Source organism: Streptomyces sp. CNZ287 (assembly GCF_007827615.1).
The window spans coordinates 759,297-781,098 of record NZ_VISV01000001.1; the positions used below are offsets into that span (position 1 = coordinate 759,297).

General features: G+C 73.4%; 23 protein-coding genes and 2 tRNA genes. 21 read left to right on the top strand and 4 right to left on the bottom strand.

What is annotated here, in order from left to right:
- The first annotated feature begins 125 nt into the window (after positions 1 to 125).
- From FB457_RS03530 to FB457_RS03545, 4 genes are all read left to right on the top strand, one after another.
- A complete protein-coding gene (locus tag FB457_RS03530; protein ID WP_145780763.1) occupies positions 126 to 1,373 on the top strand; it encodes an NsdA family TPR-like regulatory protein in 1,248 nt (415 codons plus the stop codon).
- Positions 1,374 to 1,700: 327 nt separating this feature from the next.
- The gene (locus FB457_RS03535; protein WP_145780765.1) at positions 1,701 to 2,081 is read left to right on the top strand and encodes a DUF2255 family protein; all 381 of its coding nucleotides are present in this window, start codon (positions 1,701 to 1,703) and stop codon (positions 2,079 to 2,081) included.
- A gap of 169 nt (positions 2,082 to 2,250) precedes the next feature.
- A complete protein-coding gene (locus tag FB457_RS03540) occupies positions 2,251 to 2,628 on the top strand; it encodes a class I SAM-dependent methyltransferase (RefSeq protein WP_486588913.1) in 378 nt (125 codons plus the stop codon).
- A gap of 37 nt (positions 2,629 to 2,665) precedes the next feature.
- A complete protein-coding gene (locus FB457_RS03545) occupies positions 2,666 to 5,893 on the top strand; it encodes a BTAD domain-containing putative transcriptional regulator (RefSeq protein WP_145780767.1) in 3,228 nt (1,075 codons plus the stop codon).
- Here the strand turns inward: FB457_RS03545 and FB457_RS03550 are convergent.
- Both FB457_RS03550 and FB457_RS03555 read right to left on the bottom strand, forming a co-directional pair.
- On the bottom strand, positions 5,865 to 6,665 hold the full coding sequence (locus FB457_RS03550; RefSeq protein ID WP_047017525.1) for an ABC transporter permease: 801 nt from the start codon (positions 6,663 to 6,665) through the stop codon (positions 5,865 to 5,867). The two genes, FB457_RS03545 and FB457_RS03550, sit on opposite strands and share 29 nt — an antisense overlap.
- Positions 6,662 to 7,615 (bottom strand): ABC transporter ATP-binding protein, encoded by a 954-nt coding sequence (locus FB457_RS03555; RefSeq protein ID WP_047017524.1) that lies wholly within the window; start codon positions 7,613 to 7,615, stop codon positions 6,662 to 6,664. The genes FB457_RS03550 and FB457_RS03555 overlap by 4 nt, the downstream gene beginning before the upstream one ends.
- 173 nt (positions 7,616 to 7,788) lie before the next feature.
- Between FB457_RS03555 and FB457_RS03560 the strand changes: the two genes are divergently transcribed.
- The 7 genes from FB457_RS03560 to FB457_RS03590 all read left to right on the top strand — a co-directional run bounded on the left by FB457_RS03560 (position 7,789) and on the right by FB457_RS03590 (position 12,050).
- Positions 7,789 to 8,214, top strand: coding sequence for a nucleoside deaminase (locus tag FB457_RS03560; RefSeq protein ID WP_145780885.1), 426 nt, complete (start codon positions 7,789 to 7,791; stop codon positions 8,212 to 8,214).
- 51 nt (positions 8,215 to 8,265) lie between these two features.
- Complete coding sequence (locus tag FB457_RS03565; RefSeq protein WP_047017523.1) at positions 8,266 to 8,745, top strand: RrF2 family transcriptional regulator; 480 nt, start codon at positions 8,266 to 8,268, stop codon at positions 8,743 to 8,745.
- Between the two features lie 97 nt (positions 8,746 to 8,842).
- The gene (locus FB457_RS03570; protein ID WP_047017522.1) at positions 8,843 to 10,042 is read left to right on the top strand and encodes an MFS transporter; all 1,200 of its coding nucleotides are present in this window, start codon (positions 8,843 to 8,845) and stop codon (positions 10,040 to 10,042) included.
- Positions 10,043 to 10,203: 161 nt separating this feature from the next.
- Entirely contained in the window at positions 10,204 to 10,701 is a 498-nt protein-coding gene (locus FB457_RS03575) for a hypothetical protein (RefSeq protein ID WP_047017521.1), read from the top strand.
- Positions 10,702 to 10,734: 33 nt separating this feature from the next.
- Complete coding sequence (locus FB457_RS03580) at positions 10,735 to 11,097, top strand: VOC family protein (RefSeq protein WP_047017520.1); 363 nt, start codon at positions 10,735 to 10,737, stop codon at positions 11,095 to 11,097.
- A 27-nt stretch (positions 11,098 to 11,124) separates the two neighbouring features.
- Positions 11,125 to 11,556, top strand: a complete 432-nt coding sequence (locus FB457_RS03585) for a metalloregulator ArsR/SmtB family transcription factor (protein ID WP_145780770.1) — start codon at positions 11,125 to 11,127, stop codon at positions 11,554 to 11,556.
- A complete protein-coding gene (locus FB457_RS03590) occupies positions 11,553 to 12,050 on the top strand; it encodes an SRPBCC family protein (protein ID WP_145780772.1) in 498 nt (165 codons plus the stop codon). Before FB457_RS03585 ends, FB457_RS03590 begins: the two co-directional genes overlap by 4 nt.
- 220 nt (positions 12,051 to 12,270) lie before the next feature.
- Here FB457_RS03590 and FB457_RS03595 read toward each other — a convergent pair whose 3' ends face one another.
- On the bottom strand, positions 12,271 to 12,936 hold the full coding sequence (locus FB457_RS03595) for an SDR family oxidoreductase (RefSeq protein WP_047017517.1): 666 nt from the start codon (positions 12,934 to 12,936) through the stop codon (positions 12,271 to 12,273).
- A 316-nt stretch (positions 12,937 to 13,252) separates the two neighbouring features.
- Positions 13,253 to 14,644, bottom strand: a complete 1,392-nt coding sequence (locus FB457_RS03600) for an amidohydrolase family protein (RefSeq protein ID WP_145780774.1) — start codon at positions 14,642 to 14,644, stop codon at positions 13,253 to 13,255.
- A 288-nt stretch (positions 14,645 to 14,932) separates the two neighbouring features.
- Here FB457_RS03600 and FB457_RS03605 point away from each other — a divergent pair.
- The 10 genes from FB457_RS03605 to FB457_RS03650 all read left to right on the top strand — a co-directional run bounded on the left by FB457_RS03605 (position 14,933) and on the right by FB457_RS03650 (position 21,376).
- Positions 14,933 to 15,005, top strand: a tRNA-Thr gene (locus FB457_RS03605).
- 46 nt (positions 15,006 to 15,051) lie between these two features.
- Positions 15,052 to 15,124, top strand: a tRNA-Met gene (locus FB457_RS03610).
- A gap of 91 nt (positions 15,125 to 15,215) precedes the next feature.
- Positions 15,216 to 15,380, top strand: coding sequence for a 50S ribosomal protein L33 (gene rpmG, locus FB457_RS03615; protein WP_004571794.1), 165 nt, complete (start codon positions 15,216 to 15,218; stop codon positions 15,378 to 15,380).
- Between the two features lie 122 nt (positions 15,381 to 15,502).
- Positions 15,503 to 15,955 carry a MaoC family dehydratase N-terminal domain-containing protein gene (locus tag FB457_RS03620; RefSeq protein ID WP_047017515.1) on the top strand — a complete coding sequence of 151 codons (453 nt, stop codon included), beginning with the start codon at positions 15,503 to 15,505 and terminating at the stop codon, positions 15,953 to 15,955.
- A 6-nt stretch (positions 15,956 to 15,961) separates the two neighbouring features.
- Entirely contained in the window at positions 15,962 to 16,396 is a 435-nt protein-coding gene (locus FB457_RS03625; RefSeq protein WP_047017514.1) for a MaoC family dehydratase, read from the top strand.
- A 79-nt stretch (positions 16,397 to 16,475) separates the two neighbouring features.
- Positions 16,476 to 17,024, top strand: coding sequence for a TetR/AcrR family transcriptional regulator (locus tag FB457_RS03630; RefSeq protein WP_047017513.1), 549 nt, complete (start codon positions 16,476 to 16,478; stop codon positions 17,022 to 17,024).
- A 102-nt stretch (positions 17,025 to 17,126) separates the two neighbouring features.
- The gene (locus FB457_RS03635; RefSeq protein WP_047017512.1) at positions 17,127 to 18,578 is read left to right on the top strand and encodes a DHA2 family efflux MFS transporter permease subunit; all 1,452 of its coding nucleotides are present in this window, start codon (positions 17,127 to 17,129) and stop codon (positions 18,576 to 18,578) included.
- Between the two features lie 149 nt (positions 18,579 to 18,727).
- Positions 18,728 to 19,135: a YccF domain-containing protein gene (locus FB457_RS03640; RefSeq protein ID WP_047017511.1), complete on the top strand. Its 408-nt coding sequence runs from the start codon at positions 18,728 to 18,730 to the stop codon at positions 19,133 to 19,135.
- A gap of 134 nt (positions 19,136 to 19,269) precedes the next feature.
- Positions 19,270 to 20,481 carry a glycoside hydrolase family protein gene (locus tag FB457_RS03645; RefSeq protein ID WP_486588914.1) on the top strand — a complete coding sequence of 404 codons (1,212 nt, stop codon included), beginning with the start codon at positions 19,270 to 19,272 and terminating at the stop codon, positions 20,479 to 20,481.
- Positions 20,482 to 20,539: 58 nt separating this feature from the next.
- The gene (locus FB457_RS03650) at positions 20,540 to 21,376 is read left to right on the top strand and encodes a hypothetical protein (RefSeq protein WP_047017510.1); all 837 of its coding nucleotides are present in this window, start codon (positions 20,540 to 20,542) and stop codon (positions 21,374 to 21,376) included.
- Positions 21,377 to 21,802 lie beyond the last annotated feature (426 nt).

The window sequence follows — 21,802 nt, forward strand, 5'->3', positions numbered from 1 at the left end:
AGGTAGCTGACACCTAGGGGGCGGCGAAGCGGAGGTGGGGACATGTCCGGTGACACCCCCCTGTCCCCTTCCCTGTCGCCCCCACACGCGAGAGACACTCGGGATAGGCACCCAGAGGAGGGCGCATGACCGACGACAGGCCCACGTGGGCGCGGCGCATCGCCGCGGAGCGTGCAGCGCGTGACTGGTCTCAGCGGAAGGCCGTCAGGGCTCTGCGGGCGCACGCTCCCTCGGAGCTCCCTGCGGAAGACAGCATGATTCGCCAGTGGAAGCGCTGGGAGTCAGGCCAGATGCCAAACGAGTTCTACCAGCCAATCATCGCGGCCACATTCGGCACGGTGACGCACGCCATTTTCCCCGCACCTTCACGACGCGACGGAGAAAGCGAGATCCTGGCAGCGACCGGCTTGGAAACACTGGAAATCGTCAGCCGGCTAGGAAAGTCCGATGTCGACAATGCGACGCTCGATGCCCTGAGAATCACGGCCGACCGACTCAGCTCTGAGTACCCGTACATGCCAAGCGAACAATTGCTCATCGAGGGACGGCAGTGGCTACGCCGTGTTGTCGAACTTCACAAGAAAAGCCTTACGCTCGCCCAGCACCGAGAGGTGTTGGCCCTCTCCGGCTGGCTCGCTCTGCTAGTCGGCTGTGTCGAATACGACACGGGGAATCGTCACGCCGCTGAAGCCACAAGGGGCGCTGCCCTATCCCTCGCGAACGAGGCTGACAATGCCGAGGTAGCAGGGTGGGCACACGAGATGCGGGCGTGGTTCGCCCTCACGACCGGCGACTATCGCGGCGTTGTTGCCGCAGCACAAGCAGGAGCTGAAGCGGCTCCACACCACGGCGTCGCGGTTCAGCTCGCTGCCCAGGAAGCTAAGGCGTGGGCCCGCCTCGGGGACAGGCGACAAGTTGAGGTTGCTCTTGACAAGGGGCGGCGGATGCTCGAAGGGATGCCGCACCCCGAGAACCTGGACAACCATTTCGTGGTAGACCCATCGAAATTCGACTTCTATTCAATGGACTGCTATCGGCTGGTCGGTGAAGATAAGATTGCCCGCACACTGGCTGAAGAAGTCTTGAGGGCGGGGACCGATTTCGACGGCCATGAACGGTCACCAATGCGCAATGCAGAGGCTCGCGTCACCCTTGGAGTCACGGCAGCACGTGAAGGTGACTTGGAACAGGCATTGGTTATGGGGGAACGAGCCCTCGAAGGTGATCGGAAATCTGTCCCGTCGCTCATCATGACCAGCCGTGAACTGGCCGCAGAGATGCGACGGCGGTACAGCAAGGAAGCTGGCGCGCAAGACTACCTGGCACGCCTGGACGCGCTGGCGCGGGAGAAGCCCGGGTTCATGCCGCGATGACCCGGGGTGGGGCAGGTGTGGGGCAGACACCGGCCGGCGCCGGAGAACAGCAGGTCAGAGGTGCTTTCCACGGGGGACTGTAAATCTGCCGGCTCAGCCTTCCCAGGTTCGAATCCTGGCGCCGCCACATCTGGAGAAGGGCCCGTGACCAGCATGCATGCTGGGCGGGCCCTTTCGCATTCCCCTTCTCCGCGCTAAGTGCCGTATTTCGGCCCGGCGTTGGGCCGTGGTGCTCGATTGGCTCTTGTGGGGGTGCGGAGGGTGGGTGGTTTGTTTAGGTTTTGGGCTGTATGGGGCTTGCTCGGGGTACGAAGCGGAGGAACCTCTATGGCCGGCTGGACGGATGACGAGCTGGAGCGGATCGGGAGTGCCGAGGAGTTGAACCTGCAGTCGTTGCGGGGCGACGGCACTCTGCGGGACCCCGTGACCATGTGGGTCGTACGGGACGGGGACGACGTCTACGTGCGGTCCGTGAAGGGGGCGCAGGGGCCGTGGTTCCGGGGGACTCGGTCGCGGCTGGAGGGGCGGATCCGGGCGGGGGGTGTCGACAAGGACGTCGCCTTCGTGGACGTGGGGGACGGGGGCGAGACCACGTCGCGGCTGGATGCCGCGTACCGGGCGAAGTACGGGCGCTATCCCGCCGACATCTTCGGCAGCATCGTGACGCCGCAGGCGCAGGCCGCCGCCCTCCGGCTCGTGCCGCGCTGAACCCGGGCACCGGCCCCGTGCCCGGTCCGGGCGCCGCCCCCGTGCCCGGCTCCGGGGCCACAGCCGCGCGTCTCGTCGGGTCGCCCCGGCGGGGTTACCTTTCAGGGGTGGGCGCCATGGCTGAGAACCACGCGCCGGTCGACGATTCCGTGCCGCATTCCGCGCGGATATGGAACTGCTGGACCTGAGCCAGCCCGTCGCCCTCGTGCTGCTGGGGATCACCGCGCACCTCACCGACGACGCCGCGTACGACATCGTCGGGCGGCTCATGGCCGCGCTGTCTCCCGGGAGCTTCCTCGTGCTCTGCGACGACACCGAGGTGATCAGGCCCGCCGAGATGCGGGAGATGATCCGGCAGTGGAACGAGGCCGGGGAGAATCCCCGGAGCAACCGCAGTCCCGCCCAGCTCGCCCGGTTCTTCGACGGGCTGGAGATGCTGGAGACGGGGCTGCTGTCCGTGTCGCTGTGGCGTCCCGACGCCGCCGAGGTCGGCGCGCCCACCGCGGTCGACGATTTCGGTGCGGTGGCCCGTAAGCCCTCGCTATAGGCTGCCCGCACACCTGTTCCTCGCGGAGGGAGCCGCCGTGACCGGCCGCGTCGAGCTGACCTTTCTGTCGCGCGTCGCCTTCCGCGGGCGGGAGATCACCGCGCCCCGCGTACGCGGCCTGCTCGCCCTGCTCGCCGGGGAGCTGCGGGGCGGATGCAGCGTGGGACGGCTGGTCGACGGGCTGTGGGGCGAGGAGCTGCCGGCGGATCCGGCGAACGCGCTGCGCATCCTGGCCTCCCGCGCCCGCGCCCAGGTCGGGGCGGACGTCGTCGTCAGCACCCCGACCGGGTACCGGCTGGCGCTGGCGCCGGAGCAGGTCGACACCGCGGCCGTCGAGCGGTGCGCCGAGGACGCGGCGCGCGCCGTACGCGCCGGGGACCACGCCGCCGCCCTCGCCGCCGCCGAGGAGGGACTCGGGTACTGGGACGCGCCGCCGGAGGCGGAGGGACTGCCCGGGGATCCGGTGGCGGAGCTGCGGGCCGAGCACGCCGCGGCGTACGCCGATCTCGTACGGGCCAGGGCCCTCGCCCTCGCCCGGACCGGCCGGCGCGCGGAGGCCGCCGCGCCGCTGGCCCGGCTCCACGCCGGTGCGCCCCGCGACGAGGAGGTGCTCGCGGAGCTGCTCCGCGCCGAGGCCGCGTCCGCCGGGCCCGCGGCGGCGCTCGCCCGCTACGACGCGTACCGGCGCCGGCTCCGCGACGGCCTCGGCACCGACCCGGGCGCCGCGCTCAAGGCCGTCTACCAGGAGCTGCTACGGGCCGGGGCCCCCGCCGTCCGGCACGGTGTGCCGCACGACCCCAACCCGCTCCTCGGCCGCGACGCCGACCTCGCCGCGGTCGGCGCCCTGCTGCGCTCCTCCCGGCTCACCTCGATCGTCGGGCCCGGCGGCCTCGGCAAGACGCGGCTGGCGTACGCCGTCAGCCGGCGCGCGGAGCAGCAGCTCGTGCACGTCGTCTCGCTGGCCGGCGTCCGCGCCGACGAGGATGTGGCCGGCGAGGTGGCCTCCGCCGTGGGCGGGGGCAGCGGCACCCCCGGCGCCGACGTCCACGCCACCCTCGTCGCCGCCCTCGGCGGGCAGCCAGCGCTGCTCGTCCTCGACAACTGCGAGCAGGTCGTCCACGGCGCCGCCGATCTCGTACGCGCCCTGCTGACCAGCGCCGCCGACCTGCGCGTGCTCGTCACCAGCCGCGCGCCCCTCGGGCTCAGCTCCGAGGCCGTCCACCACCTCCCCCAGCTCACCCCCGAGACCTCCGCGGAGCTCTTCGCCCAGCGCGCCCGCGCCGCCCGCCCCGACGCCGAACTCCCGCCCGCCGCCGTCGCGGAGCTGTGCCGGCACCTCGACGGGCTGCCGCTGGCCGTGGAGCTGGCGGCGGCGCGGGTGCGGGTGCTGTCCGTACCGGAGATCGCGCGGCGGCTCGGCGACCGGTTCGCGCTGCTGCGCGGCGGGTCGCGGGACGCGCCCGAGCGGCACCGCACGCTGCACGCCGTCGTGGAGTGGAGCTGGAACCTGCTGGAGGAGGACGCCCGGGGCGCGCTGCGGGCGCTGTCGGTCTTCCCCGGCGGCTTCACGGCACAGGCGGCGGAGCAGTTGCTGACCAGCGGGGACGCGCTGGAGCTGCTGGAGCAGCTCGTCGACCAGTCGCTGCTGAAGGCCGCCGACACCGCCGCCGGGATCCGCTTCCACATGCTGGAGACGGTGCGGGAGTTCAGCGCCGCCCGGCGCGCGGCGGCGGGCGAGGACGAGGCGGTCACCGCCCGCTTCCTGGGCTGGGCGCGGGACTTCGGGGTCGCCCACCACGACGCGCTGTTCGGCCGCGAGCCGCTCCAGCACTGGCCCCGCCTGCGCGCGGAGCAGGACAACCTCGTCCTCGCCCTGCGCTACGCCCTCGCCCGCGGCGACCACGCCACCACCGCCGCCGCCGGCGCCGTCCTCGCCGGCGTCTGGATCACCGACTCCGCGAGCTTCCACCGCACCTTCGGCCTGGCCGCGGACACCGCGCGCCCGCTGTCGCACTACCGCCCCGACCCCCGCCACACCGAGGTCACCCGCACCCTGTGCGCCCTGGCCACGGCCGCCCCGTTCATGGGCTACGGCCCGCTCCACCCGCGCCACCTCGCCACCCTGCGCCGCCTGCCCCCCGCCGAGCCGGACACCCTGCTGCGGGCGCTGGCCGTCGTGCTGTGCGCCGCACCGGGCATGCGCCCGCCCGGCTACGGCGCGCTGGACGAACTCCGCGCGAGCGACGCCCCGCTGCTCGCCGGCATCGCCGAGTGCGTCGCCAGTTACCTGCTGGAGCACGCGCACGAGCCGGGGCGGGCGCTGGCCGCCGCCCGCCGGGTGCTCGCCGCGGTCGACGCCGTACCCAACCCGTCCCTCGGCCTCCTCGGCCACTCCAGGTGCAGCGAGCTGTGCATGGAGGCCGGGATGGGCGAGGAGGCGTACGGGCATCTGCTGGCCGCGCTGGAAGCGCTGGCGCACCTGGGCGACCAGTCGCCGACGACAGGGCTGCGGCGCGGGCTGGTGCTGGCGTGCCTGCAGCGCGGGGAGCCGGACGAGGCGGAGATGTGGCTGCGGCGGGTGGAGGAGGAGCGGTCCGCGGCGGAGCAGCCGCAGTTGCTGGCGGGGTACGAGGCGGCGTGGGGCGAGATCGCGCTGTCGCGCGGGCTGACGGAGCTGGGGCTGAAGCACTGGCGTACGGCGGTGGACAAGCTGCGCCCCGGAGGACCGCGGGAGGCGACGTACCCGCCGGTCGCGGTGCCGGTGGCGCTGTCCACGCCACCGGACGAGGGCCCGCCCGGCGACCGGCCCGACGCGCCGCCCGCCGACCCGCTCGACGACTCCTGGGGCCTGCACGTCGCAGCCGCCGCCGTCGCCGCCCACGCCTACGCGGGCCGCCTGGAGCCCGTCGCCGATCTGGTTGCCCTGCTGGAGAGACGGATACGCGCGCTGCTCCTCGCCGGACCCCTCCCCGCCACGGAGGTCCCCGCGGAGGCCGGAGTCGACGGCACCGCCGTGCTCTGCCTCGGCCTCGTCCGCCTCGCCGCGGGCGACACGTCCGCCGTACGGCTGGTGGCCCTCGCCGAGCGGCTGTACGTACCGCAGGCGTTCCACCCGACGCTCTCCGTCGACCGCGCCCGCCGTGCCGCGCAGGACGCCGACGGGGCGGCGTACGCCGACGCGGTGTCGGAGTACGCCGCCCTGGGGCGGAGCGAGCTGCGCGAGGTGGCCCGCGGGCTCATCGCGCCTCCTTCGGGTCGCGGTTGAACGACGCCTTGGACCACAGGTAGCCGAGCACGACCAGCCCCAGGCACCAGGCGAAGGACAGCCACCCGTCGTGCCCGATCTCCGTGCCCAGCAGCAGCCCCCGCAGGGTCTCGATGGCCGGGGTGAACGGCTGGTACTCGGCGATCGGCCGGAACCACCCCGGCATCGCGTCGAGCGGCACGAACGCGCTGGACAGCAGCGGCAGCAGGATCAGCGGCGTGGCGTTGTTGCTGGCGCCCTCGGCGTTCGGACTGACGAGCCCCATGCCGACGGCGACCCAGGTCAGCGCCATCGCGAAGAGCGCCAGCAGCCCGAAGGCGGCGAGCCACTCCAGCACGGTGGCGTCGGTGGAGCGGAAGCCGATGGCCACGGCGATGGCGCCGACGAAGACGACGCTGGCCAGGCACTGCAGCACGCTGCCGAGGACGTGCCCGATGAGCACGGAGCCGCGGTGGATCGCCATCGTACGGAAGCGGGCGACGATGCCCTCGGTCATGTCGGTGGCGACGGAGACGGCGGTGCCGATCGTGGTGCTGCCGATGGTCATGAGCAGCAGTCCCGGCACGACGTAGGCGATGTAGACGTCGCGGTCGGGGGCGCCGCCGGCGAGGCCCGCGCTCATGGTGTCGCCGAAGACGTAGACGAAGAGCAGGAGCAGCATGACCGGGGTGAGCAGCAGGTTGAGGGTCATGGAGGGGTAGCGCCGGGCGTGCAGCAGGTTGCGGCGCAGCATGGTGGCGGAGTCGCGTACGGCCAGGGCGAGGGTGCTCATCGGGCGGCTTCCTTCTCGGGCGCGGCGGTCAGGGCGAAGAAGACGTCGTCGAGGTCGGGGGTGTGGACGGTGAGGGTGTCGGCGTGGACGTCGGCGGCCTCCAGCCAGTCGAGGATCGCGCGCAGCTCCCGCTGGGTGCCGTCGCTGGGTATCTGGAGCGTCAGCGCCTGGTCGTCGCGTACGGTCTCGCGCAGCTCGCCCGCGGCCCGCTCGTACGCCCCGGGGTCCTCGAAGCGCAGCCGCACGTGGCCGCCGGGGACGAGCCGCTTCAGCTCGGCGGCGGTGCCCTGCGCGGCGATCCTGCCGCCGTGCAGCACGGCGATGCGGTCGGCGAGTTCGTCGGCCTCTTCGAGGTACTGGGTGGTGAGGAAGACGGTGACGCCGTCGGTCAGCAGCTCGCGGATGATCTGCCACATGTCGTGGCGGGAGCGCGGGTCGAGGCCGGTGGTCGGCTCGTCGAGGAAGATGATCCGCGGGCTGCCGACGAGGGTCATGGCGATGTCGAGGCGGCGGCGCATGCCGCCGGAGTAGGTGGCGGCGGGCCGGGCGGCGGCGTCGGTGAGGTCGAAGCGTTCCAGCAGTTCGGCGGTGATCCGGCGGCCCTCGGCGCGCGGCAGGTGGTGCAGGTCCGCCATGAGGCGCATGTTCTCCTCGCCGGTGATGAGGTTGTCGACGGCGGAGAACTGGCCGGTGACCCCGATCGCGGCGCGTACGGCGTCGGCGTGGGTGGCCGGGTCGTGGCCCGCGACGCGGATGGCGCCGGCGTCGGCGGTGATGAGGGTGGAAAGGATCTTGACGGCGGTGGTCTTGCCGGCCCCGTTCGGGCCGAGGAGAGAGAAGACGGTGCCTTCCGGCACGTGCAGGTCGATGCCGTCGAGGACGGTCTTGTCGCCGTACGACTTGCGCAGCCCGGTGGCGGCGATGGCGGGTGAGTCGGTGGTCGTCGTCATGCCCCGAAGCTTGCGGGGCACCGCGCTCAACGGCCTTTCAGCGCCGTTTCAGCGCCGGGAGGGCGTCTGAAAGCCGGTGAAATGCGCAGGTCACGGGTGGGCGCGGCGGGTGCCGCGTGCCGGCGGCGTCGGGTTGAATCCCCTTCGTCGCTCGTGTGGAGGGAGTGGTGGCGGTGGAGCGTGGCGAGGAGCGGTTTCTGCGGCGGGCGTTCGAGCTGGCGGCGCAGGCGCGCGGCGAGGGGAACGGGCCGTTCGGCTCGCTGCTCGTGGGGCCCGGCGGGGACGTGCGGGCGGAGGAGCGGAACACCGCCGCCACGGACGGCGACATCACCGCGCACCCCGAGCTGAAGCTCGCGCGGTGGGCGGCGCGGGAGCTGGACGCGGAGACCGCGGCGGGGACGACGATGTACACGAGCTGCGAGCCGTGCGGGATGTGCGCGGGGGCGCTGGCGCGGTCGGGGCTCGGGCGGGTGGTGTACGCCCTGTCCGCCGGGCAGCTACGGGACTTGCAGCCCGCCGCGGGCCGGCCGGCGGTGCGGAGCGAGGGCCCGTATCTGTACGACGAGGCGAGGCGCGTCGTCGAGGGGTACGGGCCGTAGCCGGAGGCCCGTCCCCGTAGAGGACAATCGGGATGTGTAGCATCCCCTTTTATGAACATGGGCGAAGGCGTCGAGTGGGGGCTGCACAGTTGCCTGACCCTGGCCTGGCTGCGGGACGCGGGGCCGGTGCCCATCCGCAGGCTGGCCGTCTGGTTCGACCTGCCGCAGGAGTATCTGAAGAAGCGCCTCCAGGCCCTCGCCCGCGCCGGGATCCTCGACTCCACGCCCGGCGCGCGCGGCGGGTTCTCGCTCGCGCGGGAGCCCGAGCGGATCACGCTCATGGACGTGGTGACCGCCCTGGAGGGGCCCCTGGAACCGTTCGTCTGCACCGAGATCCGGCAGCAGGGGCACGGGGGGCAGGGCGCGGGGCGGGAGTTCGCCCGGCCGTGCGGGGTGGCCACGGCGATGCGCCGCGCGGAACTGGCCTGGCGGCGGGAGCTGGCCGGGCAGACGGTCGCCGATCTGATGGCCGCCGCGCCGAAGGCGAGCGCGGAGCGCACGCGGCGGCAGTACGCCCGGCTGACGGGCTGAGCGCGCCGCGCCCCTGCACGCCGCATCCCTGAACACGTATCCCTGAACACGTATCCCTGACGCCGTATCACGTACGCGACGCACGAAAGGAACGGGGATGTCAGATATCCCGGTCAACCGGCCCGCGGAGCCGGCCGGAGCCGCCCAGGCGCGCGGGCTCTCCGCCACCCTCGTCCTCGCCCTCGGCACCTTCGCCGTCGGCACCGACGCCTTCGTGGTCGCCGGCTTCCTCCCCGCCATGGCCGGCTCGCTCGACGTCTCCGAGTCCGCCGCCGGGCAGTCCGTCACCGTCTTCGCCGCCGCGTACGCCGCCCTCTCCCCCGTGCTCGCCACCGCCTGCGCCCGCGTCCCGCGGCGGACGCTGCTCGTCGGCGCCCTGCTCGTGCTCGCCGCCGCCAACCTCGGCTCCGCGCTCGCCCCCGACCTCCCCGTGCTGATGGCCAGCCGCGTCCTCGCGGCCGCAGGGGCGGCGGCGTTCACGCCCGGCGCCGGGGCCGTCGCCGCCGCGCTCGCGCCGCCCGAGCGGCGGGCGCGGGCGCTGGCGGTCGTCATCGGCGGCCTGACCATGGCCACCGCGCTGGGCGTGCCGCTGGGCACGCTCGCCGAGCGGGCGGTGGACTGGCGTACGGCACTGGGGCTCGTCGCCGCGCTCTGCGCGTGTTGCGCGCTCGGGGTCTACGCCGTCATGCCCCCGCTGCCCGGCGGGGCGCCGGTGCCGCTGCGGGCACGGCTGCGCGCGCTGCGCCGCCCCGGGGTGCTCGCCGTGCTGCCGCTCACCGCGCTGGGCATGGGCGCGGGGTACACGGTCTACGCGTACACCGTGCCCGTCCTGGCGGACGTGGGCGTGGACGCCTCGGGGGCGGTGTGGATGCTCTGCCTGTACGGAACCGGGGCGGTGGCGGGCAACTTCGCCGCCGGTCTGGCCACCGACCGCTGGGGCGCGGTGCGGGTGCTGGCCTTCGGGTACGCGCTGATGGCGACGGGCCTCGGCGTCCTCGCGCTGTCGGCCGCGGCGGGGCTGCGCTTCCTGCCGCTGACGGCGGCGGCGATGGTGGCGTGGGGCGCGAGCAGTTGGTGCCAGACCCCGCCGCAGCAGCACCGCCTCATCTCCGCCGCGCCGCAGGAGACGGCGCTCGTGGTGGGGCTCAACGCCTCGGCGATCTACACCGGCATCGGGCTCGGCACGCTGCTCGGCGGGGCGCTGCTGCCGCTCGGTACGGCGGAGGCCGCGACGGCGGGGGCGGTGCTCGCGGTGGCGGCGGGGGCGTGGCTGGCGGGGACGCGCCGGTACCGGTGAAGGCGGGCCGGGCCGCGTGCGCGCCGGGCAGGCCCCGTACCCCCGCGGGCCCTCAACTCCGCCGTGCGGGTGCGCCGTTGGCGGAAGCCGACGACCGTACGCGCCGAGGACTGTGGCCCCGGCGCACCTCCGCCGCGGCGGCCGCCGTGCTGCAATCGACTATGGCCACGACCACCGACGGCACCCCACCGGCCACCCCGGACGAGCCCGCGCACCGGCTGCGTACCGAAGTGGAGCGGTTACGCGAGGACGCGACGCGCCAGCGGAGACTCGCCCACCGCAGGGCCGAGTTCTGGGCCAAGACCGACATCGCCCTCGGCTTCCCGGCCGCCCTCCTCGCCGCCGTCTCCGGCGCCGCGGCGCTGGCGTCCGCGGACGCGCGGGTGCCGGCGGCGCTGGGCACGCTGGTCTCGGCGGGGTTCGCGGCGGGGGCGGCGTTCCTGCGCAGCGAGCGGCGGCGGCTGGCGAACAAGTGGTCGCGGCAGGCATGGGGCGCGGTGGAGGCGCGGGCCACCGTGCTGCTCGCGCGGGACGACATCGGCGCCACGGATCTGGCCGGTCTGTTCGAGCTGCGGCAGGCGGCGCTCGCGGCGTACGAGGGCGACGAGAACCCCCGGCCGCCGGGCCCGCCGCCGCCGGCCGTACCCGGTCCGGGTTGATACGTAGGAGATTTCCTACGTATCATCTGCCGCATGAACATCACCCATGCGCAGTTCGTGACCCTGCCCGTCGCCGACCAGGACCGGGCCAAGACCTTCTACACCGACGCCCTCGGCTTCGACGTCGTCGCCGACCGGCAGATGGGCCCCGTCCGCTGGCTCGCCGTCGCGCCGGAGGGCGCGCAGACCCACTTCGTGCTCGCCGCCGCGGAGCAGGGCTTCACCCCCGGCAGCGTCCACGGCACGGCGCTCGTCAGCGCCGACCTCGACGGCGATTGCGCCGCTCTGCGCGCCGCGGGCGCTAAGGTCGAGGGCCCGGACGACCAGCCGTGGGGCCGCCAGGCGACCCTGGAGGACCCCGACGGGAACCGGTTCGTGCTCTCCGCGGAGGGCTGACGCCCGGGGAGAGAGGAGACGGCGGACTTGCCTGCGACACAGGACACCCGCGGCGAGGACCGCGTCTTCGGCGCGCTGTCCAGTCCCGTACGGCGCGAGGTGCTGCGGCTGCTGCGTGACGAGGGCCCCCAGCCCGTACAGCAGTTGGCGGCGCACTTCGACATGCGGCGGCCCAGCCTCTCGGAGCATCTGAAGGTACTGCGGGAGGCCGGGCTGGTCAGCGAGGAGCGGGCGGGGCGGCAGCGGATCTACCGGCTGGAGGCGGAGCCGCTGACGGAGGTACGGGACTGGCTGGGGCCGTACGAGCGGTTCTGGCGGGCGAAGCTGGCGGACCTGGCGGAGCTGCTGGACGACCTGCCGGAGGCGGACGGCGACGGGGGCCGGGACCGGGACCGTGCGGATGGTGCGGATCGTGCGGGCGGCCCCGGGGCCGGGACCGGGACCGGGGCCGGGGCATGAGCGTCCCCGGCTTCCCCGAGCCCGCGGACCCCACCGAGATCCGGCTCGACGCCTTCCTCCCCCACCCGCCCCGCACGGTGTGGCGGGCCCTCACCGAGCCCGGACTGCGCGCCCGCTGGCTCATGCCGGGCGACTTCCGCCTCGAAGTCGGCCACCGCACCACGATGCGGGCGCTCCCCCGCCCCGGCACCGGCTTCTCGGGCACGGTGGCGGAGGAGGTCCTCGCGTACGAACCGGAGCGGATGCTCCGCGTGCGCTGGACCGACGCGGAGCCGGGCGCCGCGGGCGGCACCGGGGACGGGACCGGGCCCGGGACCGCCGACTGGACGATCACCTGGACCCTCGCCCCCGAGGGCCGCGGCACCCGCCTCTTCCTCGTCCACGCCGGCTTCGACCCCGACGACCCGCTCCAGCGCCGGGCCCACCGGATCATGGGCGGCGGCTGGTCCTCGCAGGTGCTCCCGGCGCTGGCGGAGGTGCTGCGGGAGGGCTGACCCGGGGCCGCGGCCCCGTGCCCGTACTCACTCAGCCATGCCCACCGACGGCAGGTACCGCGGCGCCCGCCACGCGTCCAGCCGCCCCTCCACCGACGCACCCAGCGTCAGCAGCTCGCCGTCCAGGCGGGCGGGTTGGCGGGCGTGGCGGGGCGGGACGGGCGCAACGGGCGGCGGCGATCCCGCACCGACCCGCAGCGCCGGGCCCCGCCGACTGCACCTACTCCTTGGCCGCCACCGCCGCGACCGCGTCCAGCACCGGGGTGCTGCCCTCGACGAGTTCCAGCGTCAGGCCCACCGTCCGGGGCTCGTCCAGGAGCGCGACCAGCACCGCGGCCACGTCGTCGCGCGGGACCGCGGAACGGCCCGTCTTCGCGGCGAGGTCGACCAGGCCGGTACCGGCGTCGTTGCGCAGCGACCCGGGCCGCAGGATCGTCCAGTCCAGGCCGTCCCGGGCCTGCACGTACTCGTCGGCGGCGGTCTTCGCCCGCAGGTACGCGGAGAACACCGGGTCTCCGCCGGCCGGAGGCTCGCTCCCGGCACCCATGGACGAGACGACGAGGAAGCGCCGCACGCCGGCCGCCACCGCGGCGTCGGCGAAGAGCACGGCGGCACCGCGGTCGACGGTGTCCTTGCGCGCCTCACCGCTGCCGGGCCCCGCACCGGCGGCGAACACCGCGGCGTCGGCGCCTTCGAGGAGCCGGGCGACCTCGTCGGCACCCGCGGACTCCAGGTCGCAGACGAGGGGTTCGGCACCGGCGGCCCGCAGGTCGTCGGCGTGCTCGGGGCGGCGGATGATCCCCGCGACTTCGTCGCCCCGGGCGGCGAGCAACCGCTCAAGCCGCAGGGCGATCTGACCGTGTCCTCCAGCGATGACGATGCGCATGGCTCCGACCGTAACGCCTGACCGCCCGGCACGCGCGACGTGCGGCAGTCGGCGGACCGGGACCCCGCGTCACCTCCCCCGCCACACCCCCGGGCCCTGCGCCGCACGCTCCAGGCGGCGGGCCTTCCACCCGCACGCTCCCCACGCGCGTTCCCCGCCCGCACGCTTTCCCCTCATACACCGTCACCCGCACACCCGCCCAAGGGTATGCGCCCCGTCTGACAACGACGCCCGGCCCGCGGCCGCCTGCCCCTCCCCCAGGGGCCACCCCCAGGGGCCCCGGGGCCACCCGCCCCCGAGCCTGAAAAGCCGGTCCTCAGCCCGCCGTACGCCGCAGGCCCTGGCGGGGCAGGTCCAGGTCCGCGGCTCCCGAGTCGCAGTACTCCCGCACCGCGCTCGTACGGGCCACCACCCGCCCGCGGTGGATCACGATCCGGCTGTACCCCAGCGACAGCGCACCCGCGACCGAGTCGCCCCGCACCGCCAGCAACTCCGCGGGAAATCCCGCCTCCACCCGCACCTCAGGCAGCCCCAGCACCGCGCGCGCCTGCCCGGCCACCGTCGCGTACGCCGCCGCCGGCTCGGCGTCGCCCGCCGAGGCGAGGAGGTACGCGGACTGCAGCGGATCCCCGCCCCCCACGGGGTTCACCTCGTCGCGTACGGCACCGGTCCCCGCCGCGACGCACACGCCGGCGGCGCGCAGCAGCCGCACGGGGGCGTACGCGAACGGCCGCGCGCCGCGAGCGGGACCGCCACGAGCCGCACCGCCGCCCTCCACCCCCCGCACCGCACCGCAGTCGCCCTGCGGCAGGCACACCACCGCCACCCCCGCACCCGCCAGCCGCTCGGCCACCCCCGCCGCCGTCTCGTACGGCATCCGCGCCAGCCCGCCGCACGGCCCGACGGCCACCCCGCACCGCAGTTCCCCCGCCACCGCCGCCACCCGGTCGAGCCGTGCGGGATCCGCGCCGTCGCAGTGCAGGTCGACCGCGCACCCGTGCTCCGCGGCCACGCGCAGCACCGCCTCCGCGTACCCCGCCGGGTCCGGGTCCAGGTCCGGGCAGCCGCCGACCGCCGTCGCGCCCATGGCGACGGCGTCGTGGAGCAGCGCCCGCCCCCGGGCCCCCGCGACACCGGTCAGCACCGGGGCCACGGCGACCACGGCGACGTCGGCGAGCCCCCGCAGCGCGGCACGGGCGGCGAGCACGGCGCGGAGGTCGTCGAGCCCGGCACCGCCGCCGATCCGTACGTGCGTGCGCAAGGCGGTGGCGCCGTGCCCGAGTTGGAGCAGCGCCGCCTCGACGGCCCGCCGCTGCACACCGGCACCGGCAGCCCCCGCACCCCCGCCGGCCCCCGGGGCGCCCACGCCCGCACCGGCACCCGCACCTGCGCCCTCACCCGAACCCACCCCCGAACCCGAACCCGAACCGGCACCCGCACCCGCCGCCCCCGTCAACGCCACGTCCAAGTGCGCATGCGCCTCCACCGGCGCCGGCAGCAGCACATACCCCCCGAGATCCACCCGCGGCCCGCACCCGCCGGTCGGCCCCGCCAGGCTCCCCGCCGGCCCCACCGCCAGGATCCGGCCGCCCCCGAGCCGTACGTCCACCGTCCTGCCGTCCGCGAGCCGCGCCCCGCACAGCACAGCCGTTCCCTCCTCCTCTGCGGACCCGTGCCGGGGCTGGTGCGGAGGGCTGCTGGGGGGCATGTGACTCCTGCGGGCAGGTCAGGGTAAACATCCATGATGTGAGCAAAATCGCACAGCCATGATCAAAAGCCATCAGACTGTATCGAGCAGCGCGAACGAGCCTAGGCGGGGCGGGCGTGCACGCCATGGAGGAGGGAAAAGTCGTATCGGCGTGGCAACCGGCAGGTCCCGCGCACCGGCAGCGCAGGTCCGCCCACAGGCGGTGATCGGCGTGTTCGAGCGGGCGCGATCAAGGGAGGGTTACTGATTTCACCTTCGGCCGCTCAGCGTGTAGTGTCTTCATCGCTCGCCCCAATAGCTCAGTCGGCAGAGCGTCTCCATGGTAAGGAGAAGGTCAACGGTTCGATTCCGTTTTGGGGCTCTGATGCGGTTCGCACCTCGCTATCCTGGGAGGTGCAGAGCATCGCAGCGGTGTAGCTCAGTCGGTAGAGCAAGCGGCTCATAATCGCTGTGTCACCGGTTCAAGTCCGGTCACCGCTACTCACCTCAAGTAGTCGATTGCAGGGTCGGACCTTCGATCGGCTACGCTTTCTGCGTTGAAGAAGCTGTCCGTTCGTCAAGGAGCACTCACGTGGCTGCCACAGACGTCCGCCCGAAGATCACGCTGGCCTGCGTGGAGTGCAAGGAGCGGAACTACATCACCAAGAAGAACCGGCGCAACGACCCGGACCGTCTTGAGATGAAGAAGCACTGTCCTCGCTGCAACGCCCACACGGCGCACCGCGAGACTCGCTGAACGCAGGCCATCGAACCCCTCGTCCCACCCGGGACGAGGGGTTCGCCGCGCTTCACTCCGCGCTCGCTCAGCCACCCCCACCCCACACCCCGCCCCGCCCCGCCCGCGCGACAGGAGGGTTCATGCCGCTCGATCAGTCCTTCGTGGGCCGGAGTTATCCGCCCACCGCTCCCTACGAGGTGGGCCGGGAGAAGATCCGCGAGTTCGCGGAGGCGGTCGGCGACGCGAACCCCGTGTACACCGACCCGGACGCCGCGAAGGCCCTGGGCCACCCCGACGTGATCGCGCCGCCGACGTTCGTGTTCGCGATCGCGTTCCGGGCGGCGGGACAGGTGATCGCGGACCCGCAGTTGGGACTGGACTACAGCCGCGTGGTGCACGGGGACCAGAAGTTCGCGTACAGCCGTCCGGTACGGGCCGGGGACCGGCTCTCCGTGACGTCGACGATCGAGTCGATCAAGTCGATGGCCGGGAACGACATCATGGACGTGCGCGGCGAGGTCCGCGACGAGGCGGGCGAGCACGTGGTGACGACGATCATCAAGCTGGTGGCCCGCGCCGCCGGAGAGGACTGAGGGCCGATGGTGGCGAAGGTGGCGTACGACGCCGTCGAGGCCGGTACGGAGCTGCCGGCGCAGTCGTTCCCGGTGACCCGCGAGACGCTGGTGCGCTACGCGGGCGCGTCCGGGGACTTCAACCCGATCCACTGGAACGAGCGGTTCGCCAAGGAGGTCGGGCTGCCGGACGTGATCGCGCACGGCATGTTCACGATGGCCGAGGCGATCCGGGTGGTCACGGACTGGGTCGGCGACCCGGGCGCTGTGGTGGACTACGGGGTCCGGTTCACCAAGCCGGTGGTGGTGCCGGACGACGGCGTGGGCGCGGTGATCGAGGTGTCGGGCAAGGTCGCGCAGAAGTTGGACGACGAGGCGCGTACGGTCCGGGTGGACCTGACGGCGACGAGCGCCGGGCAGAAGGTGCTGGGGATGTCGCGGGCCGTGGTGAGGCTGGCGTAGCGGGACGAGGGGGGCCCGTACGGGAGGCCCGGGGTTGACAAGTTAGTGATTGGTCAATAACTTACTTCTCATGGGAAGGATGAGCGCAGAAGAGCGACGCGAGAGCGTCATCCGCGCGGCGATCACGGAGTTCGGCCGCGGCGGCTACCACGGCACGTCGACCGAGTCGATCGCCAAGCGGGTCGGCGTCTCGCAGCCGTACCTCTTCCGCCTCTTCCCCAACAAGCGCGCCATTTTCCTCGCCGCCTCCCTGCGCTGCATCGAGGAGACCGCGGCCGTCCTCCGCGCCGCCGCGGAGGAGGCGCCGGCGGGCACCGAGGAGAAGGCGATGGCCGTGGCGTACCAGCGGCTGATCGAGGACCGCGACCGCCTGATGATGCAGATGCAGATGTACGTCGCGGTGGCCACGGCCGAGTCGGCGGGCGACCACGAGTTCGGCGAGCCCATCCGGGCCGCCTGGTCCGACCAGCTCTACGACTTCGCGCTGCTGACGCTCGGCGGGGACGCCGACACGGCGGCCACCTTCCTCGCGTACGGAATGCTGATCAACACCCTCGTCGCCCTCGGCTACGCGCCGCGGGAGCGGGTGTGGGACGGCTTCTGGCCCGAAACCCTGCCACGCACCTAGCGCGCCCAACCCCGCCACACCCGGCACCGGCACACCCGGCCCGTACACCGCACACGCATGCCCGCGAAAGTTATTGACTGATAACTAATCCGGAGGGAACCCATGTCCGCCCCAGCCAGCACCGGCGGCCGCCGCCGCCCCGGCCCCACCTTCTGGGCCCTGCTCCTCACCAGCCTCGCCAGCTTCATGGGCGCGCTCGACAACCTCGTCGTCACCACCGCGCTCCCCGCCATCCGCGACGACCTCGGCGGCGGCATGGAGGATCTGGAGTGGACGGTCAGCGCGTACACGCTCACCTTCGCCGTCCTCCTCATGCTCGGCGCCTCGCTCGGCGACCGCTTCGGCCGCCGCCGGATGTTCGCCGTCGGCATCGGCGTCTTCACCGCCTCCTCCGCCGCGGCCGCGCTCTCCACCGGCATCGACGGCCTGGTCGCCGCCCGCGCCGTGCAGGGCGTCGGCGCCGCGCTGCTGATGCCGCTGTCGCTGACCCTGCTCTCCGCCGCCGTACCCGCCGCGCGCCGCGGCATGGCGCTCGGCGTCTGGGGCGCGGTGCAGGGCCTGGCCGTCGCGTCCGGGCCGCTGGTCGGCGGGGCGCTGACCGAGCACATCTCGTGGCACTGGATCTTCTGGCTGAACGTGCCCGTCGGCATCGCCCTCATCCCGCTGGTCCGGCTGAAGCTGGCCGAGAGCCACGGCCCCAACGACCGCCTCGACATCCCCGGCACCGTGCTCGCCAGCACCGCGCTCTTCGGCCTCATCTACGCCCTGGTCCGCGGCAACGCCGACGGCTGGACCGCTGCCCCCGTCCTCGCCGGGCTGATCGCGGCGCCGGTGCTGCTGACCGCCTTCGTCGCGTACGAGCTGCGCGCCGCGAACCCCATGCTGCCCATGCGCCTCTTCCGCAACCGCAGCTTCAGCGCCGTCAACGCGGCGAGCGTGCTGATGTTCGTCGGGATGTTCGGCTCGATCTTCCTGCTCAGCCAGTTCCTCCAGGGCGTCGGCGGCTACTCCCCGCTGGAGGCCGGCCTGCGCATGCTGCCGTGGACCGCGATGCCGCTGATCGTCACCCCGATCGCCGGCGCGCTCTCCGACCGCATCGGCGGCCGGCCGATCATCGCGGCCGGTCTGGCGCTCCAGGCGGTGGGGCTGGTGCTGTGGGCGGTGGCGGTCGAGGTGGGCTTCTCGTACGGGTCGATCCTGCCGGCGCTGACGGTGAGCGGCGTGGGCATGGCGATGTACTTCGCGCCCTCGGCGAACGTCGTCCTGTCCAGCGTCGCCCCGGAGGAGCAGGGCATCGCGTCGGGCGCGAACAACGCGCTCCGCGAACTGGGCGGCGCGCTGGGCATCGCCCTGCTGGCGGCCGTCTTCTCCGCCCAGGGCGGCTACGAGACGGGCCAGAGCTTCGTCGACGGCCTGACGCCGGCGCTGTGGGTCGGCGCGGCCGGGGTGGGTCTGGGTGCGCTGCTGGCGCTGCTGATCCACAAGCACCGGAGCCCGGCGGCGTCGCCGCCGCCGGCGGCGGCGAAGGAGGACCGTACCCCGGTGGGGGTCTGACCCTGCTGCTCCCGGAGCCGCCCCGCGCTCTCCCTGGCGCGGGGCGGCCCCGTCCCGTCCCGCGCTGCGTTTCCGTCCGGGCGGGGGACGTGCCGATAATTGATATCGACGGACCGCAGCAAAGCGCGTGTCCGGGAGAGGTGCCGATCATGAAGCCCTTGAACCTCCTTTTGAACGTCCTGTGGCTGATCTTCTGCGGAATCTGGATGGCGATCGCCTACACGGTCGCGGCGCTGGTGTGCTTCATCCTGATCATCACGATCCCGTTCGGCATCGCGTCGCTGCGTATCGCCGGCTACGTACTGTGGCCATTCGGCCGCACGACGGTGGAACGCCCGGGCGCGGGCGCGCCCTCGGTCGTCGGCAACGTGATCTGGGTGATCTTCGCCGGCTGGTGGCTGGCTCTGGGCCACCTGCTCACGAGCATCCCGCTCTTCCTGTCGATCATCGGCATCCCCTTCGGCTGGGCCAACCTGAAGCTGATCCCGGTCTCCCTGATGCCGCTGGGCCGCGCGATCGTCTCGACGGACGAACCCTTCGGCTACGCCCCGCGCTGACACCGGAGGTTTCCCGCCATGACGGGGGTGGTTCACCGCGTCCGCGTTCTCTAGGCTCCGGCTCCGACGACTTGTATCCGCTTTGTATTCGCGGCTCCTTGAATCGGCGGATCACCGATGGCAAGGGGAGAACCGTGCGCAGACGTATCCGCCGGCTGCCGGCCGGGACCGCAGCCGCAGCCGGATCCGGGACCGCAGCCGGAACCGTGACCAGGACCGGGCCGAGGTCCGTCCGTCTCGCCGTCGCCGCCGTCGCCGTCGCCGCCGTCACCTCGCTGGCGATCGGCAGCGCCGCCGGTCTACCGCTCCCCGCCGCGGGCGCGTCCGAGGCCGCGCCGAAGGCGGCCACCGGCACCGGCGAGGTCTCCCCCCTGGCGCACGAGTCGGCCTTCCAACTGGCCGACCCCGACACCGTACGGGCGAAGGACGGCAGGTTCATCACGTACGGCACCACCGTGCCCGCCGGGCGCGGGCAGCGGTGCGAGGGGGCCACCGGGCGGCTCTACGTCCCCGTCCTCGTGCACGGTTCCGGCAACACGGTCGGCATGACCGACTGCGCCTCCGGCGACGCGCTGCCCGGCGGGCCGGGTGCCTGGGCCGAGCCGGGCGGCGCCATCTGGGCGCCCGGGGTGGCCCGTTACGGCGACCGGTACTTCATGTTCTACACCGCCTCGCGCAAGGACTCCGGGCAGAAGTGCATCGGCCGGGCGATCTCGTCGTCCGCCCGCGGCCCGTTCCGCAACGCCGGCGAGTGGGCCTGCCCGCCGGGCGGGCGGTGGGCGATCGACGCCAACCCCTTCGTCGGCGGCGGGTCCCTGTACGTCACGTACCGGGACGACGCAATCGCGTCCGGCGCCGAGACCGGCATCTCGACCGTACGCACCGACAGCGAGGGCCGGGCCGTCTGGAGCACCCGCAGGGACGTGCTGAAGAGCACCGACATCACCTGGGACACCCGCGGGACCAGCGGCGGCACCCACGTCGTCGAGAACCCGTCGATGTGGCGGCGGGCCAACGGCACCTGGTACCTGATGTACTCCGGCAACAACTGGGACAGCGCCCGCTACTCCACGGGCATCGCCGAGTGCGGCACCACGCCGCTCCCCTCGTCGCGCTGCAAGCCCCTCCGCAACGGCGTGGAGCGCCCGTACTTCGGCTACACCGGCTCCGGCGGCCTCGGCCCGTACCGCGGCCTGCCCGGCAACCACCGCGGGCCGGGCGGCATGGACGTCTTCGCCGTCCCCGACGGCAGCTTCCGGGTGGTGTGGCACTGGTGGGACGGCGGCCCCCGGTACCTGATCAACGGCGCGCTGCGTCTCAACGACGGCGGCTACTACGTCCAGTAGCGACCCGGCCGAAGAGCCGGCACCCGTACGACACTCGAAGTTCGCGGAGGGAGAAGTCGTGGCAGGGATCACCAGGAGACGCGCCCTCGGGCTCGGCGGCGCGGCCGTCGCCGGCACCGCCGGGGCCCTGGCCGCCGCCGGCAGCGCCGACGCGGCCGACGGCTGGCAGCGGCTCGTCGTCGTCACCGCCAACATCGGGCGCACCGACCTCGGTCAGCGGGAACGCGCCATCCGCGACGTCCGGCACGCCGTGACGGTCGACGGCCGGCTCACCAAGCCGCTGGTGGGCTGGCAAGAGATCGGCGAAGGGGACGCCGACGGGCAGGAACCGCGGTGGATCAACCAGTACTTCGGCACCGCGTACCGGAACATCTACGTGAACCACGACAGCGCCAGCCGGGTGCCGATGTCGATCCCCAAGGCGTACGACATCGTCGACCGCAGGGTCACCTTCGTCCACGGTGGCAAGGCGGGCGTCTCGCCGCACCGGGTCATCACCGAGGCCGTGCTGGCGCGGGCGGACGATCCCCAGACGAGGTTCGTCTTCGCCAACACCCATTACGTGGCGGGAGCGTTCAACGGCAGGCAGGACCCGTACGAGGCATGGCGGGACGACATGTGGCAGCAGCACTTCCGCAAGCACCGCGACGAGGTGCTCGGGTACTGGCGCGCCCGCGGCTTCCCGGTGATCTGGACCGGCGACGTGAACCGCAGCCCGATGCCGCTGCTCCTGCCCGACTACGAGAAGCGCGCCTTCGGCAGCGGGATCGACCAGATCGGCTGGGTCCCGGGCACGAACGGCACCCAACTGCGGCTGCGCTGGACGAAGGTCGTCCCCATGTACGTGGACGGCCACGACGCCCGCGTCGCCGTGATGCAGGTGCGCCGCGTCTGAGGGGCCCGGCTGAGGGCCGCGGCTGAGAACCGCGACGGTGGACTTCGTCCGTTGTCCCGGCCGCCACGTTCTGCACGAGGCGCAGGTGGCCGGGACTGCGTCGGAGAGCTGCCGGGCGGGAGTCGACCCGTCGGCCCGGCGGTACGCCGTCGTTACCAGCCGGAACGTCTCGGCCTGACCGGTCTCCAGGCGCTCCGGCGCCGCCGGCGCAGGAACGGCGGGAGCGGTCGCCCAGCCGGCCATGCGCGCGCCGGGGACGCGGAGCCCCCGCGCGGAGAGAATGCCTGAGAACACCTGGAAGCTCCGTTGCCCGGAAGACGAGTTCCGGGCAGCACAAAGGGGCCGCTCCGTCGATCGCTCTCGAAGCGACGGAACCGTACGAACCATCTACGGAGCCCGTGACAACGCGGAGACGCGTCTACGGGC

Excerpts from the sequence above, each read along its gene's own strand:
- FB457_RS03575 (WP_047017521.1), top strand. The coding sequence starts at position 10,204 with ATGGCCACGACCACCGACGGCACCCCACCGGCCACCCCGGACGAGCCC.
- FB457_RS03580 (WP_047017520.1), top strand. The coding sequence starts at position 10,735 with ATGAACATCACCCATGCGCAGTTCGTGACCCTGCCCGTCGCCGACCAG.
- FB457_RS03550 (WP_047017525.1), bottom strand. The coding sequence starts at position 6,665 with ATGAGCACCCTCGCCCTGGCCGTACGCGACTCCGCCACCATGCTGCGC.
- FB457_RS03555 (WP_047017524.1), bottom strand. The coding sequence starts at position 7,615 with ATGACGACGACCACCGACTCACCCGCCATCGCCGCCACCGGGCTGCGC.
- FB457_RS03635 (WP_047017512.1), top strand. The coding sequence starts at position 17,127 with ATGTCCGCCCCAGCCAGCACCGGCGGCCGCCGCCGCCCCGGCCCCACC.
- FB457_RS03630 (WP_047017513.1), top strand. The coding sequence starts at position 16,476 with ATGAGCGCAGAAGAGCGACGCGAGAGCGTCATCCGCGCGGCGATCACG.
- FB457_RS03620 (WP_047017515.1), top strand. The coding sequence starts at position 15,503 with ATGCCGCTCGATCAGTCCTTCGTGGGCCGGAGTTATCCGCCCACCGCT.
- FB457_RS03540 (WP_486588913.1), top strand. The coding sequence starts at position 2,251 with ATGGAACTGCTGGACCTGAGCCAGCCCGTCGCCCTCGTGCTGCTGGGG.
- FB457_RS03640 (WP_047017511.1), top strand. The coding sequence starts at position 18,728 with ATGAAGCCCTTGAACCTCCTTTTGAACGTCCTGTGGCTGATCTTCTGC.
- FB457_RS03570 (WP_047017522.1), top strand. The coding sequence starts at position 8,843 with ATGTCAGATATCCCGGTCAACCGGCCCGCGGAGCCGGCCGGAGCCGCC.
- FB457_RS03535 (WP_145780765.1), top strand. The coding sequence starts at position 1,701 with ATGGCCGGCTGGACGGATGACGAGCTGGAGCGGATCGGGAGTGCCGAG.
- FB457_RS03565 (WP_047017523.1), top strand. The coding sequence starts at position 8,266 with ATGAACATGGGCGAAGGCGTCGAGTGGGGGCTGCACAGTTGCCTGACC.
- FB457_RS03625 (WP_047017514.1), top strand. The coding sequence starts at position 15,962 with ATGGTGGCGAAGGTGGCGTACGACGCCGTCGAGGCCGGTACGGAGCTG.
- FB457_RS03595 (WP_047017517.1), bottom strand. The coding sequence starts at position 12,936 with ATGCGCATCGTCATCGCTGGAGGACACGGTCAGATCGCCCTGCGGCTT.
- FB457_RS03590 (WP_145780772.1), top strand. The coding sequence starts at position 11,553 with ATGAGCGTCCCCGGCTTCCCCGAGCCCGCGGACCCCACCGAGATCCGG.
- FB457_RS03530 (WP_145780763.1), top strand. The coding sequence starts at position 126 with ATGACCGACGACAGGCCCACGTGGGCGCGGCGCATCGCCGCGGAGCGT.
- FB457_RS03600 (WP_145780774.1), bottom strand. The coding sequence starts at position 14,644 with ATGCCCCCCAGCAGCCCTCCGCACCAGCCCCGGCACGGGTCCGCAGAG.